Annotated in this window: 17 protein-coding genes; 8 read left to right on the top strand and 9 right to left on the bottom strand. The window is 65.1% G+C overall.

The window, feature by feature from the left end; all coding sequences use genetic code 11:
- The 7 genes from RT028_RS16285 to RT028_RS16255 form a co-directional block, all read left to right on the top strand.
- Positions 1 to 550: insulinase family protein (locus tag RT028_RS16285; protein ID WP_409567280.1), on the top strand; the 550-nt coding region annotated here is incomplete at its 5' end.
- Between the two features lie 167 nt (positions 551 to 717).
- On the top strand, positions 718 to 789 hold the full coding sequence (gene pqqA, locus RT028_RS16280; RefSeq protein WP_003243383.1) for a pyrroloquinoline quinone precursor peptide PqqA: 72 nt from the start codon (positions 718 to 720) through the stop codon (positions 787 to 789).
- 66 nt (positions 790 to 855) lie between these two features.
- Positions 856 to 1,767, top strand: coding sequence for a pyrroloquinoline quinone biosynthesis protein PqqB (gene pqqB, locus RT028_RS16275; RefSeq protein ID WP_312936147.1), 912 nt, complete (start codon positions 856 to 858; stop codon positions 1,765 to 1,767).
- Between the two features lie 38 nt (positions 1,768 to 1,805).
- On the top strand, positions 1,806 to 2,543 hold the full coding sequence (gene pqqC / locus RT028_RS16270) for a pyrroloquinoline-quinone synthase PqqC (RefSeq protein WP_312936148.1): 738 nt from the start codon (positions 1,806 to 1,808) through the stop codon (positions 2,541 to 2,543).
- On the top strand, positions 2,540 to 2,815 hold the full coding sequence (gene pqqD / locus RT028_RS16265) for a pyrroloquinoline quinone biosynthesis peptide chaperone PqqD (RefSeq protein ID WP_312936146.1): 276 nt from the start codon (positions 2,540 to 2,542) through the stop codon (positions 2,813 to 2,815). Before pqqC ends, pqqD begins: the two co-directional genes overlap by 4 nt.
- Positions 2,787 to 3,947, top strand: coding sequence for a pyrroloquinoline quinone biosynthesis protein PqqE (gene pqqE / locus RT028_RS16260; protein WP_312936145.1), 1,161 nt, complete (start codon positions 2,787 to 2,789; stop codon positions 3,945 to 3,947). Before pqqD ends, pqqE begins: the two co-directional genes overlap by 29 nt.
- Positions 3,940 to 6,054: a prolyl oligopeptidase family serine peptidase gene (locus RT028_RS16255; protein ID WP_312936144.1), complete on the top strand. Its 2,115-nt coding sequence runs from the start codon at positions 3,940 to 3,942 to the stop codon at positions 6,052 to 6,054. Before pqqE ends, RT028_RS16255 begins: the two co-directional genes overlap by 8 nt.
- A 40-nt stretch (positions 6,055 to 6,094) precedes the next feature.
- On the opposite strand, the gene RT028_RS16250 is transcribed toward RT028_RS16255, so the two are convergent.
- The 9 genes from RT028_RS16250 to bioB form a co-directional block, all read right to left on the bottom strand.
- Positions 6,095 to 6,253 carry a YqaE/Pmp3 family membrane protein gene (locus RT028_RS16250; RefSeq protein WP_101322414.1) on the bottom strand — a complete coding sequence of 53 codons (159 nt, stop codon included), beginning with the start codon at positions 6,251 to 6,253 and terminating at the stop codon, positions 6,095 to 6,097.
- 360 nt (positions 6,254 to 6,613) lie between these two features.
- Positions 6,614 to 8,392 (bottom strand): acyl-CoA dehydrogenase C-terminal domain-containing protein, encoded by a 1,779-nt coding sequence (locus RT028_RS16245; RefSeq protein ID WP_312936143.1) that lies wholly within the window; start codon positions 8,390 to 8,392, stop codon positions 6,614 to 6,616.
- Positions 8,393 to 8,584: 192 nt separating this feature from the next.
- Entirely contained in the window at positions 8,585 to 10,390 is a 1,806-nt protein-coding gene (locus tag RT028_RS16240; RefSeq protein ID WP_312936142.1) for a phenylacyl-CoA dehydrogenase, read from the bottom strand.
- Between the two features lie 421 nt (positions 10,391 to 10,811).
- Positions 10,812 to 11,108, bottom strand: coding sequence for a pyrroloquinoline quinone biosynthesis protein PqqE (locus RT028_RS16235; RefSeq protein WP_312936141.1), 297 nt, complete (start codon positions 11,106 to 11,108; stop codon positions 10,812 to 10,814).
- Between the two features lie 120 nt (positions 11,109 to 11,228).
- Positions 11,229 to 11,915: a dethiobiotin synthase gene (gene bioD, locus RT028_RS16230; protein WP_312936140.1), complete on the bottom strand. Its 687-nt coding sequence runs from the start codon at positions 11,913 to 11,915 to the stop codon at positions 11,229 to 11,231.
- Position 11,916: 1 nt separating this feature from the next.
- Positions 11,917 to 12,744: a malonyl-ACP O-methyltransferase BioC gene (gene bioC, locus RT028_RS16225; RefSeq protein WP_312936139.1), complete on the bottom strand. Its 828-nt coding sequence runs from the start codon at positions 12,742 to 12,744 to the stop codon at positions 11,917 to 11,919.
- The gene (locus tag RT028_RS16220) at positions 12,737 to 13,468 is read right to left on the bottom strand and encodes an alpha/beta fold hydrolase (protein ID WP_312936138.1); all 732 of its coding nucleotides are present in this window, start codon (positions 13,466 to 13,468) and stop codon (positions 12,737 to 12,739) included. The genes bioC and RT028_RS16220 overlap by 8 nt, the downstream gene beginning before the upstream one ends.
- Positions 13,461 to 14,633 carry an 8-amino-7-oxononanoate synthase gene (gene bioF / locus RT028_RS16215; RefSeq protein ID WP_312936137.1) on the bottom strand — a complete coding sequence of 391 codons (1,173 nt, stop codon included), beginning with the start codon at positions 14,631 to 14,633 and terminating at the stop codon, positions 13,461 to 13,463. Before bioF ends, RT028_RS16220 begins: the two co-directional genes overlap by 8 nt.
- 2 nt (positions 14,634 to 14,635) lie before the next feature.
- Positions 14,636 to 15,694 (bottom strand): biotin synthase BioB, encoded by a 1,059-nt coding sequence (gene bioB, locus RT028_RS16210; protein WP_312936136.1) that lies wholly within the window; start codon positions 15,692 to 15,694, stop codon positions 14,636 to 14,638.
- Between the two features lie 89 nt (positions 15,695 to 15,783).
- On the opposite strand from bioB, the gene RT028_RS16205 reads away from it, so the two are divergent.
- Positions 15,784 to 16,426: ComF family protein (locus RT028_RS16205; RefSeq protein WP_312936135.1), on the top strand; the 643-nt coding region annotated here is incomplete at its 3' end.

The raw sequence follows: 16,426 nt of genomic DNA, 5'->3' as shown, positions 1-16,426 counted from the left end.
GGCCTTGCCCGGGCAAACCCGACGCTGGTGCCCGCGGCCACGCCTGAGCGGCGAACACGCCCTGCTGCTGTTCTGCCCGGTTCGCCCGGGGCAGCAGGCCAGCGCACGCCTGCTCGGCCATCTGCTCCAGGGCCCGGTGTATCAACGCCTGCGGGTCGAGTTGCAACTGGGCTACGCGGTGTTCAGCGCCTTCCGTCAGGTCGAGGGCGTTGCCGGACTGCTGTTCGGCGTGCAGTCACCGCATGCCGAACCGCTGCAGATCCTCAGGCATCTGCGCGCCGTGCTGGCCCACGGGGCGACGCTCAACGCTGCCGCGCAACACGCGTTGGCCGAGCAGTTCGACGACGCCAACATGACCAGCGAGGACCTCGCCCACTGCGCGTGGCAGTCTTATCTGGCAGGCGAACAGGCCGATCTGGAGACCTTGCGCGCAGGCATCAGGCAGGCCACACAAGCCGACATCGATGCCCTGGTCAGCGACCTGCTGCACCCGAGCGCCGCGTGGCTGTGCTTGGCGAACGGTTCAGCTCCGAGTACGACCTGGCCGTGATCACCGTCATTGTTACCCTGCCTGCAACAGCCCTTTTCGAATAATTAACCATTTGGAACATACATTTCTTGTAGGATATTTCTCCTAGGCTTGTAGGAACCTTGAGCTCCATGAGCCACCCAATGACTAGCAGCATCCCCCCAACCCCCTTCGCGAGGAGTACGCCCATGTGGACCAAACCTGCTTACACTGACCTGCGCATCGGCTTCGAAGTCACCATGTACTTCGCCAACCGCTGATCCGCGGTGCGGTTCGACGCCTCGGCCTGCCGGGGCGTTTTCGTTTTTGCCCAGGGAAACATCGTCATGTATATCCAGATTCTTGGCTCGGCCGCCGGCGGTGGCTTCCCGCAGTGGAACTGCAACTGCGTCAACTGCAAGGGCTACCGCGACGGCACGCTCAATGCCCAGGCGCGCACCCAGTCGTCCATCGCCCTCTCCGATGACGGCGAACACTGGGTGCTGTGCAACGCCTCCCCGGATATCCGCGCCCAGTTGCAGGCCTTCGCGCCCATGCAGCCGGCCCGTGCACTGCGCGACACCGGCATCGATGCCATCGTCCTGCTCGACAGCCAGATCGACCACACCACCGGCCTGCTCAGCCTGCGCGAAGGCTGCCCGCACGCGGTGTGGTGCACCGAGATGGTCCACCAGGACCTCTCCACCGGCTTCCCGCTGTTCAGCATGCTCAGCCACTGGAACGGTGGCCTGGACTGGCACTGCATCGCGCTGGACCAGCATTTCGTCATCCCCGCCTGCCCGAACCTGCGCTTCACCCCATTCCCTCTGCGCAGCGCGGCACCGCCCTACTCACCGCACCGTTTCGACCCGCACCCCGGTGACAACCTCGGCCTGCTGGTCGAAGACCTGCGCACTGGCGGCAAACTGTTCTACGCCCCGGGCCTGGGCCAGGTGGACGACGCACTGCTGGAGATGATGCACGGCGCCGACTGCCTGCTGGTCGACGGCACGTTGTGGCAAGACGACGAGATGCAGCGCCGCGGCGTCGGCACCCGCACCGGTCGCGAGATGGGCCACCTGGCGCAGAACGGACCCGGCGGCATGCTCGAGGTGCTGGATGGCTTCGCGCGCCAGCGCAAGGTGCTCATCCACATCAACAACACCAACCCGATCCTCGACGAAGACTCGCCCGAGCGCGCCGAAGTGCTGCGCCGCGGCGTGGAAGTGGCCTTCGACGGCATGAGCATCGAACTGTGAGTGGCGCAGCCGGAGGTTCCGTGAACGACCGTACGCCGATGTCCCCTGCCGACTTCGAACAGGCCTTGCGCGCCAAGGGCGCCTTCTACCACATCCATCACCCGTACCACGTGGCGATGTACGACGGCCGCGCCACCCGCGAGCAGATTCAGGGTTGGGTCGCCAACCGCTTCTACTACCAGGTCAACATTCCCATGAAGGATGCCGCGATCCTGGCCAACTGCCCGGACCGCGAGGTGCGTCGCGAGTGGATCCAGCGTCTGCTCGACCACGACGGCGCGCCCGGCGAAGACGGCGGCATCGAAGCCTGGCTGCGTCTGGGCGAAGCCGTAGGGCTCGACCCCGACCAGCTGCGCTCACAGGAACTGGTACTGCCCGGCGTGCGCTTCGCGGTGGATGCCTACGTCAACTTCGCCCGCCGCGCCAGCTGGCAGGAGGCGGCCAGCAGCTCGTTGACCGAACTGTTCGCGCCGCAGATCCACCAGTCGCGCCTCGACAGCTGGCCGCAGCATTACCCGTGGATCGACCCGGCCGGCTACGCCTACTTCCGCACCCGTCTGGGCCAGGCCCGGCGCGATGTGGAGCATGGTCTGGCGATCACCTTGCAGCATTACACCACCTGGGAAGGCCAGCAGCGCATGCTGGAAATCCTGCAGTTCAAGCTCGATATTCTGTGGAGCATGCTCGATGCCATGAGCATGGCTTACGAGCTGAACCGCCCGCCCTACCACAGCGTGACCCAGGACCGGGTCTGGCACAGAGGAATCACGTTATGAGCCTGGACCTTCACCTGATCCCGCGCTGGCGCCCGGGCTATCGTTTCCAGTACGAGCCCGCGCAGAAGGGCCATGTGCTGCTGTACCCCGAGGGCATGATCAAGCTCAACGAGAGTGCCGCGCTGATCGGCGGGCTGATCGATGGCCAGCGTGATGTCGGCGCGATCATCAGCCAGTTGCAGCAACAGTTCGCCGATGTTCCAGAAGTGGCCGAAGACATCGAACAGTTCATGGAGGTGGCCCGTGCCGAACACTGGATCGTCCTCGCCTGAGGCAACCGGCAGCGCCGACATCGGCCTGCCCTTGTGGCTGCTGGCCGAGCTGACCTACCGCTGTCCACTGCAATGCCCGTACTGCTCCAACCCGCTGGACTTCGCCCGCCAGGGCGAAGAGCTGACCACCGCGCAGTGGTTCAAGGTCATGGCCGAGGCGCGGGAAATGGGTGCGGCGCAGATCGGTTTTTCCGGCGGCGAACCGCTGGTGCGCCAGGACCTCGCCGAGCTGATCCGCGAAGCGCGCCGCCTGGGTTTCTACACCAACCTGATTACCTCGGGCATCGGCCTGACCGAAAGCAAGATCGCCGCCTTCAAGGACGCCGGGCTCGACCATATCCAGATCAGCTTCCAGGCCAGCGACGAGCAGGTGAACAACTTGCTCGCCGGCTCGCGCAAGGCCTTTGCGCAGAAGCTGGAGATGGCTCGCGCGGTCAAGGCCCACGGCTATCCGATGGTGCTCAACTTCGTCACCCACAAGCACAACATCGACCGCATCGACCGCATCATCGAGCTGTGCCTGGCCCTGGAGGCCGACTTCGTCGAGCTCGCCACCTGCCAGTTCTACGGCTGGGCCGAGCTCAACCGCCTGGGCCTGTTGCCGACCCGCGAACAGTTGCAACGGGCCGAGCGCATCACCAACGAATACCGCGAGCGGCTCAAGGCCCAGGACCATCCGTGCAAGCTGATCTTCGTGACGCCCGACTACTATGAAGAACGCCCCAAACCCTGCATGAACGGCTGGGGCAGCCTGTTCCTCACCGTCACCCCAGACGGCACGGCGCTGCCCTGCCATGGCGCGCGGCAGTTGCCGGTGCAGTTTCCCAACGTGCGCGAGCATGATTTGCAGCACATCTGGTATGACTCGTTCGGCTTCAACCGCTTTCGCGGTTTTGACTGGATGCCCGAGCCCTGCCGCAGCTGCGACGAGAAAGAAAAGGATTTCGGCGGTTGCCGCTGTCAGGCCTTCATGCTCACCGGTGACGCCAGCAAGGCAGACCCGGTCTGTGGCAAGTCGCCAGACCACGGCATCATCCTCAAGGCCCGCGAAGAATCGGAGCACAGCGACGTGAGCATCGAACAACTGACCTTCCGTAACGATCGCAACTCGCGGGTGATCGCCCGTGGCTGACCTGAGCACCGACTTCAGCGCCGCCGATGCGGTGGCTGCCGGGACCGACTTCGCCGACCTGAAATGCGGGCCAGTGGGGCTGGTATGGAACGAGTTCCGCCCGGCCGATGGCGCCTGCCGACTGTGGCATTGGCGCGACCAGCAGGCGTACTGCCTGACCCCCGACGGGTTCAGCGTGCGCAGCCGCGTCTACGAATACGGCGGCGGCAGCTTCTGCCTGAGCGATGACGGCGTGCTGTTCGTCAATGAAGCCGACCAGCAGGTGTATCGACAGCCGCTGGACGGCACTACGCCGCAACCGCTGAGCCATGAGCCAGGCCGCCACTATGGCGACCTGCACTGGCAGCACGGTATGTTGCTGGCAGTGGAGGAAACCGCAGGCGAGCCGGTGGTGCATCGCCTGGTGAGCTGGGTGGAGGGTCAGCGCCAGGTACTGGTCGAGGGCGCCGACTTCTATGCCGCGCCCACTCTGCGCGAGGATGGCCAGCGCCTGGTCTGGATCGAGTGGGACCGCCCCGAACAACCCTGGACCCGTACGCGGCTGATGAGCCAGGAACGTAATGCCGATGGCACCTGGCAGCCTGCTGCCTGTGTGGCTGGCGCAGGCGCGGATACCCCACAGGCACACACCCGCGGGTTGCGGCATACCCTTGATGACACGGCCGGCAGCAAGGCGCATCCACGTCCCGATGTGGCCAGCGAACGCGTGGTGCATCGGGACGGCGCAGCCTCCAGCGATAGCGCGATGCAACTCGACTCATCTGCCGCCTGCGATGACGCCGCAGCCACTAGCGACAGTGCAATGCAACACAACTCCCCTGCCGCCTGCGATGACGCCGCAGCCGCCAGCGATGGCACGATGCAGCACGACTCACCTGCCGCCTGCGACGCCGCGCAGCGTGAGCACGCGGCGCAGTCGCTGCAGCAGCCGCGCTTCGATGCGGCGGGTCGGCTGCATGCATTGAGTGATGCCAATGGTTTCTGGCAACCGTGGGCAGAGATCGATGGCCAGTGGCAGCCGATGCCGGCGCTGGCTGCCGACCATGCCGGTGCACCTTGGCAGTTGGGCGCCTGCACCTGGCTGCCACTGTCCGCTGGCGGCTTCGTCGCCACCTGGTTCGATGCAGGCTTCGGCCGCCTCGGTGTCCAGCACCCCGAACGACCGCTCCGCGAACTGGCCGCTGGCTACAGTCGCTTCCGCTGCCTGGCGGCTGACGAGCAGTGCTTCTATGCCGTCGCCGCTTCGCCGACGCAACTGCCGGCAGTGCTCAGCATCGGTCGTGAGGACGGCATGGTCCGCGTACTGGCTGGGGGCGCCAGCCTGCTGGCAGCCGAGCAGGTCAGCCAACCGCAGTCGATCAGCTACCCCAGCGGTGACGCCACGGCCCACGGCTTTTTCTATGGTGCCCGCAACGTCCAGGGCGCCTCGCCGCTGGTGGTGTTCATCCACGGTGGCCCGACCTCGGCCTGCCATCCGGTGCTCGACCCGCGCATCCAGTACTGGACCCAGCGCGGTTTTGCCGTGGCGGACCTTAACTACCGCGGCAGCACCGGCTATGGCCGCGCCTATCGTCAGGCGCTGCACCTGCAGTGGGGCGTCAGTGATGTCGAGGATGCCTGCGCTGCAGTGGCACACCTGGCCGGGCGGGGGCTCATCGACCCGCAACAGGCCTTCATCCGTGGCGGCAGCGCAGGCGGTTACACCACGTTGTGCGCCTTGGCCTTCCAGGCGGTTTTCCGCGCCGGTGCCAGCCTGTACGGGGTCAGTGACCCGATCGCCCTGGCCCGCGCGACGCACAAGTTCGAAGGCGATTACCTGGACTGGCTGATCGGCGACCCTGAGCACGATGCGCAGCGCTACCGCGCGCGTACGCCCTTGCTGCACGCCGCCAACATCAAGGTGCCGGTGATCTTCTTCCAGGGTGAACTGGACGCGGTGGTGGTGCCAGAGCAGACCCGCAGCATGCTGACGGCGCTGCAAGCCAACGGCATCGCGGCCGAGGGGCATTTCTACGCCGGCGAGCGACACGGCTTCCGGCAGGCCCGGCACCTCGCCCATGCGCTGGAGGAGGAATGGAAGTTCTATTGCCGGGTACTGGCAGAGTAGCCACTGGCGGGGTGTTTCAGGGGCGCGCGGCGCCCCCTGCTCAACGCTTGGCGATGATGTACACGGCGTGAATGATGCCTGGGATATAGCCCAGCAGGGTCAGCAGGATGTTCAGCCAGAACGCGCCGGCGAAGCCGACTTGCAGGAACACGCCCAGTGGCGGCAGGAGGATGGCGATGATGATGCGGATAAAGTCCATGAGAAGCGCTCCGTAGGGGGTTTCAACACAGACTGGCGCGCTTGTGCAGAGGTTCAACGAGGCGTCTCAGATAACCCCCTGGTGACCCGCGGGGCCGAGGAAGCAAATCCCGCGCACAGAGAAAACCCCGCACTAAGGCGGGGCTTTCAGACTGTTTCCCTGACATCCATATCGTTCCACCATCCTGGTGGAAAATCCTGCGTGGTCCCTGTTCTGTCCTTTGCGCTTCCTGCGCTACGTCCATGGGTTAAAGATTACGCCGGGAACCTTTCTGAGAGAAGTGGCGAAAAGTCACCACGCTATGTAGGAAAAGACTTACAAGCGTCAGCCATTCCTATTCACGCGCAGCCGTTTCGCGGCTCAGAACTGTTCGGCATCGAGCAGGTAAAGCGTTTCGCTGCCCGCCTTCACCGAGGCAATCAGCGAATCCAGCCGTGGCAGCAGACGGGCGAAGTAGAAGCGCGCGGTGCCCAGCTTGGCGGCATGGAACGCTTCATCGCCGCTCGACTGCTGCGCCGCACCGGCCATACGTGCCCACATGTAGGCGTACGCCACATAACCGAAGGCATGCAGGTATTCCACCGATGCCGCGCCGATCTGGTTGGGGTCGTGTTTGGCTTGCTCCAGCACCCAGGCGGTCACGGCATCGAGCCGCTGCAGTGCATCGCTCAGCGGTTGGGTGAACTCGCTCAGCTCGGCACCGTGCTGGTCAACGAACCCATGGACTTCATCCGAGAACACGCGATAGAACGCCCCGCCGCTACCCACCACCTTGCGGCCCATCAGGTCCAGCGCCTGGATACCGTTGGTGCCTTCGTAGATCTGGGTGATGCGCACATCGCGCACCAGTTGCTCCTGGCCCCACTCACGGATGTAGCCATGCCCGCCGAACACCTGCTGGCCATGCACCGTGCTTTCCAGGCCGAGGTCGGTGAGGAATGCCTTGGCCACGGGAGTGAGCAGCGCCACCAGGGCTTCGCTGCGTTTGACCGTCTCGGCATCCTGGCTGTACTTGGCGTTGTCGAGCTGCATGGCCACGTAGGTGGAGAACGCGCGGCCGCCTTCGATCGTGGCCTTCATGGTCAGCAGCATACGGCGCACGTCAGGGTGCACGATGATCGGATCGGCCAGTTTGTCCTTGGCCTTGGCGCCGGTCGGCGAGCGGCTTTGCAGACGATCGCGGGCGTAGTCCACGGCATTCTGGTAAGAGCGCTCGGCCGAGGCCAGGCCCTGGATACCGACGCCCAGGCGCTCGTAATTCATCATGGTGAACATGGCTGCCAGGCCCTTGTTGGCCTCGCCCACCAGGTAACCGACCGCACCGTCGAAGTTCATCACGCACGTGGCCGAGGCCTGGATGCCCATCTTGTGTTCGATCGAGCCGCAGCTCACCGCGTTGCGCTCGCCCAGGCTGCCGTCGGCGTTGACCATGAACTTGGGCACCAGCAGCAGCGAGATGCCTTTGGGCCCGGCGGGCGCGTCGGGGAGCTTGGCCAGCACCAGGTGGATGATGTTTTCGGTGAGGTCGTGCTCGCCGCCGGTGATGAAGATCTTCGTGCCGCTGACGCTATAGCTGCCATCGGCCTGTGGCTCGGCACGGGTGCGGATCAGGCCCAGATCGGTGCCGGCGTGAGCTTCGGTCAGGCACATCGAACCGGACCAGACGCCCGCATACATATTAGGCAGGTAGGTCTGTTTCAGCGCTTCGCTGGCGTGAGCATTGATCGACAGGCAGGCGCCGGCAGTGAGCATCGGGTACAGGCCGAACGACAGGCTGGAAGCGTTGACCATTTCCTCGACCTGCGCCGAGATCGCCTTGGGCATGCCCATGCCGCCATAGACAGGATCGCCGCCGACGCCTACCCAGCCGCCCTCGGCATAGGTGGCGTAGGCCTCGATGAAACCGGCCGGGGTGCGCACGGCGCCGTTGCTCCAGTGGCAGCCTTCTTCATCGGCGGCGCGGCTGAGCGGGGCGATACTGCGCCCTGCCACCTTGCCGGCTTCTTCCAGCACGGCCAGCGCGGTTTCGGCATCGACCAACTCGGCCAGCGCCGGCAACTCGGCCCATTGCTCAGCGACCTTGAATACGTCGTTGAGGAGGAACTGCATGTCTCGCAGGGGCGCTTTGTAGTCAGCCATGACAACCTCTCGCAGTAGAGAACGCAGCGGCGCGTGGGCCGTTGCGAGGAAATGGATTTCAGTCTAACTCAAGAAAAAATCGACTGTTCAGGACCAAAACAGACTGTACGGACACATCGGGTCATGCTCACCGTGCAGCCAAAAAAACGCCTGCCACAGGGGGCAGGCGTGTTCATGCAGCCGGACGGTCGCTTAGATCGACAGGCCGAAGGCCTCCTCGTCCATCGCCATCAGGTTGCCAGCGCCCGACAGCATGGTGGCGACATGCGTGCGGGTGCGCGGCAGGATGCGCTGGAAGTAGAAGCGCGCGGTTTGCAGCTTGGCGGTGTAGAAGGCTTCTTCGCTGGTGCCGGCAGCCAGTTTTTCGGCGGCCAGGCGGGCGATGTCGGCCCAGAAGTAGGCCAGGCAGGCGTAGCCGGAGTACATCACGTAGTCGACCGATGCAGCGCCGACTTCCTCGCGGTCCTTCATGGCGGCCATGCCGATCTTCATCGTGACTTCACCCCACTCCTTGTTCAGCGCGGCCAGCGGCTCGACGAACTCCTTGATGGCCGCGTTACCCTCCTGGGCCTGGCAGAACTTGTGCACGATACGGGTGAAGCCTTTGAGCGCCTCGCCCTGGGTCATCAGCACCTTGCGCCCGAGCAGGTCGAGTGCCTGGATGCCGGTGGTGCCCTCGTAGAGCATGGAGATGCGGCTGTCACGCACGTTCTGCTCCATGCCCCACTCAGCGATGAAGCCGTGGCCGCCGTAGATCTGCACGCCGTGGTTGGCGGCCTCGAAACCGACTTCGGTCATGAAGGCCTTGGCGATCGGGGTCATGAAGGCCAGCAGGGCATCGGCCTTTTTACGGGCGTCTTCGTCTTCGCTGTACTTGAGGATGTCGACCTGCTTGGCAGTGAAGTAGACCATGGCGCGGGTGCCTTCGGAGAAGGCTTTCATGGTCAGCAGCATGCGCCGCACGTCCGGGTGGACGATGATCGGGTCAGCGGCCTTCTCAGGCGCTTTAGGGCCGGTCAGGGCGCGCATCTGCAAACGGTCACGGGCGTATTTCAGGCCACCCTGGAACGCCACTTCGGCGTGCGCCAGGCCTTGCAGCGCGGTGCCCAGGCGCGCGGTGTTCATGAACGTGAACATGCAGTTCAGGCCTTTGTTGGCCGGGCCGATCAGGAAGCCTGTAGCGCCATCGAAGTTCATCACGCAGGTGGCGTTGCCATGGATGCCCATCTTGTGTTCCAGCGAACCGCACTGCACGGCGTTGCGCTCACCTACACCGCCTTCGGCGTTGGGCAGGTACTTGGGCACGATGAACAGCGAGATCCCTTTGGTGCCGGCCGGTGCGTCGGGCAGGCGAGCGAGGACGATGTGCACGATGTTCTCGGCCATGTCGTGCTCACCGGCAGAGATGAAGATCTTGGTGCCGGAAATCTTGTAGCTGCCATCGGCCTGCGGTTCGGCTTTCGTGCGCAGCATGCCCAGGTCGGTGCCGCAGTGCGCTTCGGTCAGGCACATGGTGCCGGTCCATTCGCCGGTCACCAGCTTGCTCAGGTAGGTGTGCTGCTGCGCTTCGGTGCCATGGGCCGAGAGGGTGTTCATGGCGCCGTGGGACAGGCCGGGGTACATGCCCCAGGACCAGTTGGCCTCACCCACCATCTCGCTGACCGCAAGGCCCAGCGACTCGGGCAGGCCCTGGCCACCGTGTTGCACGTCATGCGCCAGGCTTGGCCAGCCGCCTTCGACGAACTGCTGGTAGGCCTGCTTGAAGCCGGTTGGCGTTTTGACGCCGGTTTCGCTCCAGGTGCAGCCTTCCTGATCGCCCACGCGGTTCAGCGGTGCCAGTACCTGCTCGCAGAATTTGGCGCCCTCTTCGAGGATTGCGTCGACCATGTCAGGCGTGGCGTCCTGGCAGCCCGGCAGGCTTTGGTAGTGCGCCTCGTAACCCAGCAGCTCGTCACGGACGAAGCGGATATCACGCAAGGGGGCTTTGTACTCAGGCATGGCGATCAACCTCTGGTTATGCGTTCGGCACCGAAAGACAGCGGATGGTCTTCGGTCAAACAAGTGTTTGAAACTTACGTTTAGAGGGAAACGTTGTCAAGGTGGCACGCTGGTGCCATTTATGCCGCGAACGAGGGTGTTTTTGCCATCGCGGCGTAGCAGGCTATAGCCGGTACGCTTCGACTCGCCAGGCTAGCCGAAGGACTGATATCGGGGTTTGAAAAAGAGGGAGCGCTTGCGCTTGAGGCCAGTGGGTTGTGCCGCTTTGTAGCAATTGGGGCTGCCTTGCAGCCCATCGCGGCTAAAGCCGCTCCCACAGAAAACTCCCACAGAAACCTGTGGGAGCGGCCGGTCTGGCGCCCCAGTCAGCCGCGATGGGCCGCAAAGCGGCTCCGGTTAACCAACCGCCAGGCAGCAGGGCTTACGCCCAGGTGTCGATGATATGACCGAGCATTTCGTCGGAGGCCTTGGCCACCTTGGCACCGAGTTCGACCTGATGAGCGGCCAGCGCCTGCTCGACCGACGCGGTGGCAAGGTCCATCTGCTGGCTGCGGTCAACGCTGCGCAGACGTTCGGCCTGATAATCGCTGGACTGGCTGGTAGCGGAGCGCTCGGCACTGAGGTTGGCCACCTGGCTGGCCGCCTGATCGAAGCGGTTCTGGCCCGCCTGAATAGCACCCAGGCCTGCGTAGAACGCGGAATTGCCGGTGATTTGCATCTCAGGACTCCATGACACTGGCTTAACGAATAGCAGCCATTAAAGCAGCCCCGCGGGTAAAACGCCCGTCAAAGCGACTAGTGGCTCGGTGCCACACCCTGGATGGGATGGAGGCCTTTTTCAGCCCTGTGGCAACCTGTCCAGCTGGAGGTGACGGGCTACGGCCGCCGCACTGGCCTGCTCCAGCTTCGGCACTTGACCAAGGCACGGCGCGCCGAGGCGTTCGGTCAGGCTGGCGAGGTTCTCTGCAAGGCGCGAGGTCTGCGGATCGATCACATTCGCCACCCACCCCGCCAGCTGCAAGCCGTCCCGAGCGATCGCCTCGGCACTCAACAGCGCATGGTTGATGCAGCCCAAACGCACGCCCACCACCAAAATCACGGGCAGCTGCAACGCCAGCGCCAGATCAGACAGACTCGCCTGCCCCGACAACGGTACGCGCCAGCCGCCCGCGCCCTCGATCAAGGTGAAGTCCGCGCCCTGCGCGAGCACCTCGACCATGGCTGCAGCCAGTGCATCGACCGCCAGCGTGATTCCCGCCTCTCGAGCGGCCAGGTGCGGCGCGATGGCCGGCTCGAAGGCGAACGGGTTGACCTGCTCATAGGGTAGTTTCAGCGTGCTCTGCTCGATCAGCGCCATGGCATCGGCGTTGCGCAGCCCGGCGGCCGTCAGCACACAGCCCGAAGCCACAGGCTTCGCACCCAGGGTGCTCAGGCCCCGTGCAGCAGCGGCGTGCAGCAGGCCGGCGGCCACGGTGGTCTTGCCGACATCGGTATCGGTGCCGGCGATGAAATACGCATGGGTCATGTCAGTGTCCGCTGGGGTCGGGCTTGCGCAGCACGGCATAGACCACCTGGTAGGTGGCCGGCAGGCCCTGTGGTTCGCGATAGTGCTCATAGGCCTGCAACAGGCCTTGGATCCTGGCCCGTCCGGTCAGGCCCGTGGGCCGGCCAGGGTTCAAGTTGTGTGCGCCCAATGCTTTCAGCTCATGGGTCAGGCCACGCACCTCGGGGTAGTGCAGGACATGCGGCTGGCGTTGCAGCTCAAGGACCTCCAGGCCGCTGGCAGCGGTCAGCTGCTCATAGTCCTCGAACCGCCGAAAGCGGTTGACGTGCACGCCACCATCGACGGCCTGCCAACTGGCGCGCAGCTCTTGCAGGGTGCCGACGCACAAGCTGCTGAACGCCAGCACACCGCCCGGGCGCAATACCCGTGCCGCTTCGCTGAGCACGCTGGAAAACTGGCTGCACCACTGCACGGCGAGGCTGCTGAACACCAGGTCCACACAGCCATCGCGCAGCGGCAGGTGCTCGGCGTCACCGGCCACATGATGCTGTGCGCCGCTGCCGACGCCCTGTGCGTGCTGCAGCATGCCTTCGGCCAAGTCCAGCGCGACCCCGTGGCTGGCGGTATGACGCTCGGCCAGCGCCCGGCTGAAGCAACCCGTGCCGCTGCCCAGGTCGAGCCAGCGCTGTGGCACGAAGCCGTCCGGTAAGCGCGCGAGCAGGTTCAGCCCCACTGCCCGCTGGAGCGCTGCGACGCTGTCATAGCTGGCCGCGGCGCGGGAAAACGATGCCGCCACCTGACGTTTGTCGGGCAATATGCCCTGCAGATTGGGCTGGGATAGATCAGTCATCGCCACTCTCATGCAGGAAACTCTTGATGCCCTCGGCCAGCGCTTCCGGGTACTCCAACAGGAAGGCATGGGAACTCTCTTCCACCAGCCCCACTTCGACATCCGGCAACAGTTCGCTGAGGGCCTTGGCCGCTTCGGCCGGAACCAGCGCGTCGCTGCCGGCGAACAGGTGCAGCTGCGGGCCGCTGTAGGCTTGCAGCGCCACACGCGTGTCGAGCTTGGCCAGCACCTCCAGGCCGTTGGCCAGGTACAAAGGATCGGTGTCCGGCACGCCAATGCCCAGCTGGCGCAGCAAGGTACGCGGCTGTACGGCACCCTCGCTGCACAGGGTGCGAAAACGTTTGAGGGTCACTTGAGGGTGGTGCTGGCAGCCGTCGAGAAAGGTGCTGAAGGTGTCTGGCGCCATGCCATGCGGCCAGTCGCCACGGGCAATGAAGCTGGGGTTGCTGGCCAGGGTCAGCAGCCCGCAGCAGTGATCGCCGCGCCGCGCCGCCAGCACGCTGGCGAGCATGCCGCCCAGCGACCAACCGCCGAGCCACACATCCTTGGGCAGGCGCTTGTCGAGGTGTTCGATCCAGGCATCGGGCTCGCGCTCGGCCAACTCCGGCAGCGGCATCAGCTCGACGTGCAAGCGCGGGTCCTGCCCGCGCAGGCTCGCCGCAAGCGGCTCCAGGGAAGCGGTGCCCAGGCCCCAGCCTGGCAGCAGTATCAGTCGATCACGCATCGGCAGTCTCCAACGTGGGATAGCACTCGGCCAACACTTTCAACAATAGCTGCACCTGCGCCTGGCTGTGCGCCGCGCTGAGGGTGACCCGCAGCCGCGCACTGCCCGCCGGCACCGTCGGTGGGCGAATGGCAGTCACCAGCACGCCACGCTTGCGCAGGCGCCGTGACAGTTCCAGGGCACGGGCGCTGTCGCCGATGACAATCGGCTGGATCGGCGTCTGGCTGTCCATCAGTTGCAGGCCGATGGCCTGGGCACCCTGGCGGAACTGTGCGATCAGCGCGGCCAGGTGCTCACGGCGCCAGGTGTCCCGGCGCAGCAGCTCCAGGCTCTTGAGCGTGGCGCAGGCCAGCGCCGGCGGCTGGCTGGTCGTATAGATGTAAGGCCGGGCGAACTGCACCAGGGCTTCGATCAGTTCCTCGCTGCCCGCCACGAAGGCGCCCGCCGTTCCGCAAGCCTTGCCCAGCGTGCCGACCAGCACCGGCACCTGATCCACGCCCAGCCCGAAGTGTTCCACCACGCCGCCGCCCTGCGCGCCCAGGGTGCCGATGCCATGAGCATCGTCCACCATCAGCCAGGCGCCACGCGCCTTGGCCACCGTCGCCAGGGCCGGCAGGTCGGCGACATCACCGTCCATGCTGAACACGCCATCGGTGACCACCAGCGCATCGCCTACAGCCTTGCCAAGACGGCTGGACAGGCTCGCCGGGTCGTTGTGCAGGTAACGGCTGAAGCGCGCACCGCTGAGCAGGCCACCATCGAGCAACGATGCATGATTGAGGCGGTCCTGCAGCACGCTGTCGCCCTGCCCGACCAACGCCGTGATGGCCGCCAGGTTGGCCATGTAGCCGGTGGAAAACAGCAGCGCCCGCGGCCGGCCCGTCAATTCGGCCAGCGCTTCTTCCAGCGCGTGATGCGGCGTGCTGTGGCCGATCACCAGGTGCGATGCGCCGCCGCCCACACCCCACTGCTCGGCACCGTCGCGCCAGGCGGCAATCACCTCAGGGTGATTGGCCAGGCCCAGGTAGTCGTTGTTGCAAAAGGCCAGCAAGGGTTGGCCGTCGACCACCACCTGCGGGCCTTGCGGACTCTCAAGCAATGGGCGCTGGCGATAGAGGTCCGCGGCGCGCCGTTCGGCCAGGCGCGCCGTGAGGTCGAACGCCATGCTCAGGCCGACGCTGCGTCGTAGAACAGTTCGCTGCTGCGCTGCTCGACCAGGGCCTGCTCGATGGCCGCCTGATGCACTTCATCGGCGTGCTCTTCACGGGCTTCGGGCTTGATGCCCAGGCGCGCGAACAGCTGCATGTCCTTGTCGGCCTGCGGGTTGCCGGTGGTCAGCAGCTTCTCGCCGTAGAAGATCGAGTTGGCCCCGGCCATGAAGGCCAGTGCCTGCATCTGCTCGTTCATCTGCTCACGGCCGGCCGACAGCCGCACGTGGGACTTGGGCATCAGCAGGCGGGCAACGGCGAGCATGCGGATGAAATCGAACGGGTCGACGTCTTCTTCCTCGGCCAGCGGCGTACCGGCGACTTTCACCAGCATGTTGATCGGCACCGATTCCGGGTGCTCCGGCAGGTTGGCCAGCTGGATCAGCAGGTTCGCACGGTCGTCGAGCGACTCGCCCATGCCGAGGATGCCGCCGGAGCAGATCTTCATGCCGGCATCGCGCACGTAGGCCAGGGTCTGCAGACGCTCACCATAGGTGCGCGTGGTGATGATGCTGGCGTAGAACTCGGGCGAGGTGTCGAGGTTGTGGTTGTAGTAGTCCAGCCCCGCCTGGGCCAGCGCGGCGGTCTGCTCCTGGTCGAGCTTGCCGAGGGTCATGCAGGTTTCCAGGCCCATGGCCTTGACCCCTTTGACCATCTCCAGCACGTAGGGCATGTCTTTGGCCGACGGGTGCTTCCACGCCGCGCCCATGCAGAAGCGCGTCGAACCGATGGCTTTGGCGCGGGCGGCCTCTTCAAGCACCTTCTGCACTTCCATCAGCTTCTGTTTTTCCAGGCCGGTGTTGTAGTGACCGGACTGCGGGCAGTACTTGCAGTCTTCCGGGCAGGCACCGGTCTTGATCGACAGCAGGGTGGAGACCTGCACCTGATTAGGGTCGAAATGCGCGCGGTGCACGGTCTGCGCCTGGAACAACAGGTCATTGAACGGTTGCTGGAACAGCGCCTTGACCTCAGCCAGGGACCAGTCGTGACGGGTTGTTGCAGTTGTGCTCGCGCTCATCGGCGTTTCCTTGTCTAGGGTGTAGCTGGCGCCGGGACAGGACAGTCCGGCGGCGCCTCACGGATAGCCCGCATACTCATGGATGACCTATGAACTGTCAACTCACACTCAAATACTTGGTCGACAAGTGGTTAAATAGTAACCATTCTTGCCAATTATGCTCGGACCCCGCCTTGCAGCACTACCCGCTGTGCCATGCCTGCGAAACAGAGCTGCCCTGGCTGATCGATGCCTGCAGCCACTGCGCGCTGCCACTGCCTGGGCCGGGGCTGACCTGCACCCGCTGCACTTACGCGCCGGCCCCCTTCGAGGCAGTGATCGCGCCCTGGCAGTACCGCTTTCCCATCGATACGCTGGTCAGCCGCTTCAAGCACCGTCGCCAGTGGCCGCTGGGGCGCCTGATGGTCGATGCGCTGGCCCAGGCACTGACCCACCGTTATAGCGACGGGCTGCCACGCCCGGACCTGCTCCTGCCCGTGCCAATGGCCCGGCGCCGGCTGCGTCAGCGTGGCTTCAACCAGGCCGCAATGCTCAGCCGCTGGCTGTCGCACCAGGTGCACGTGCCGTTCAGCGAGCGCTGGTTGCTGCGCTCACGAGACACCGCTGCGCAACAGACCCTCGATGCCCGCGCCCGCCAGCGCAACCTGCGCAATGCCTTCACCCTGGCAGCCTGCGCAGCGCCGGCCGGCAAGCACCTGGCGCTGGTCGACGATGTGCTGACCACCGGCGCCA

Source organism: Pseudomonas sp. (assembly GCF_032058845.1).
GTDB lineage: Bacteria > Pseudomonadota > Gammaproteobacteria > Pseudomonadales > Pseudomonadaceae > Aquipseudomonas.
Note: the sequence above shows the minus strand (reverse complement) of the source record. Positions and strands in the feature narration are given on the sequence as shown.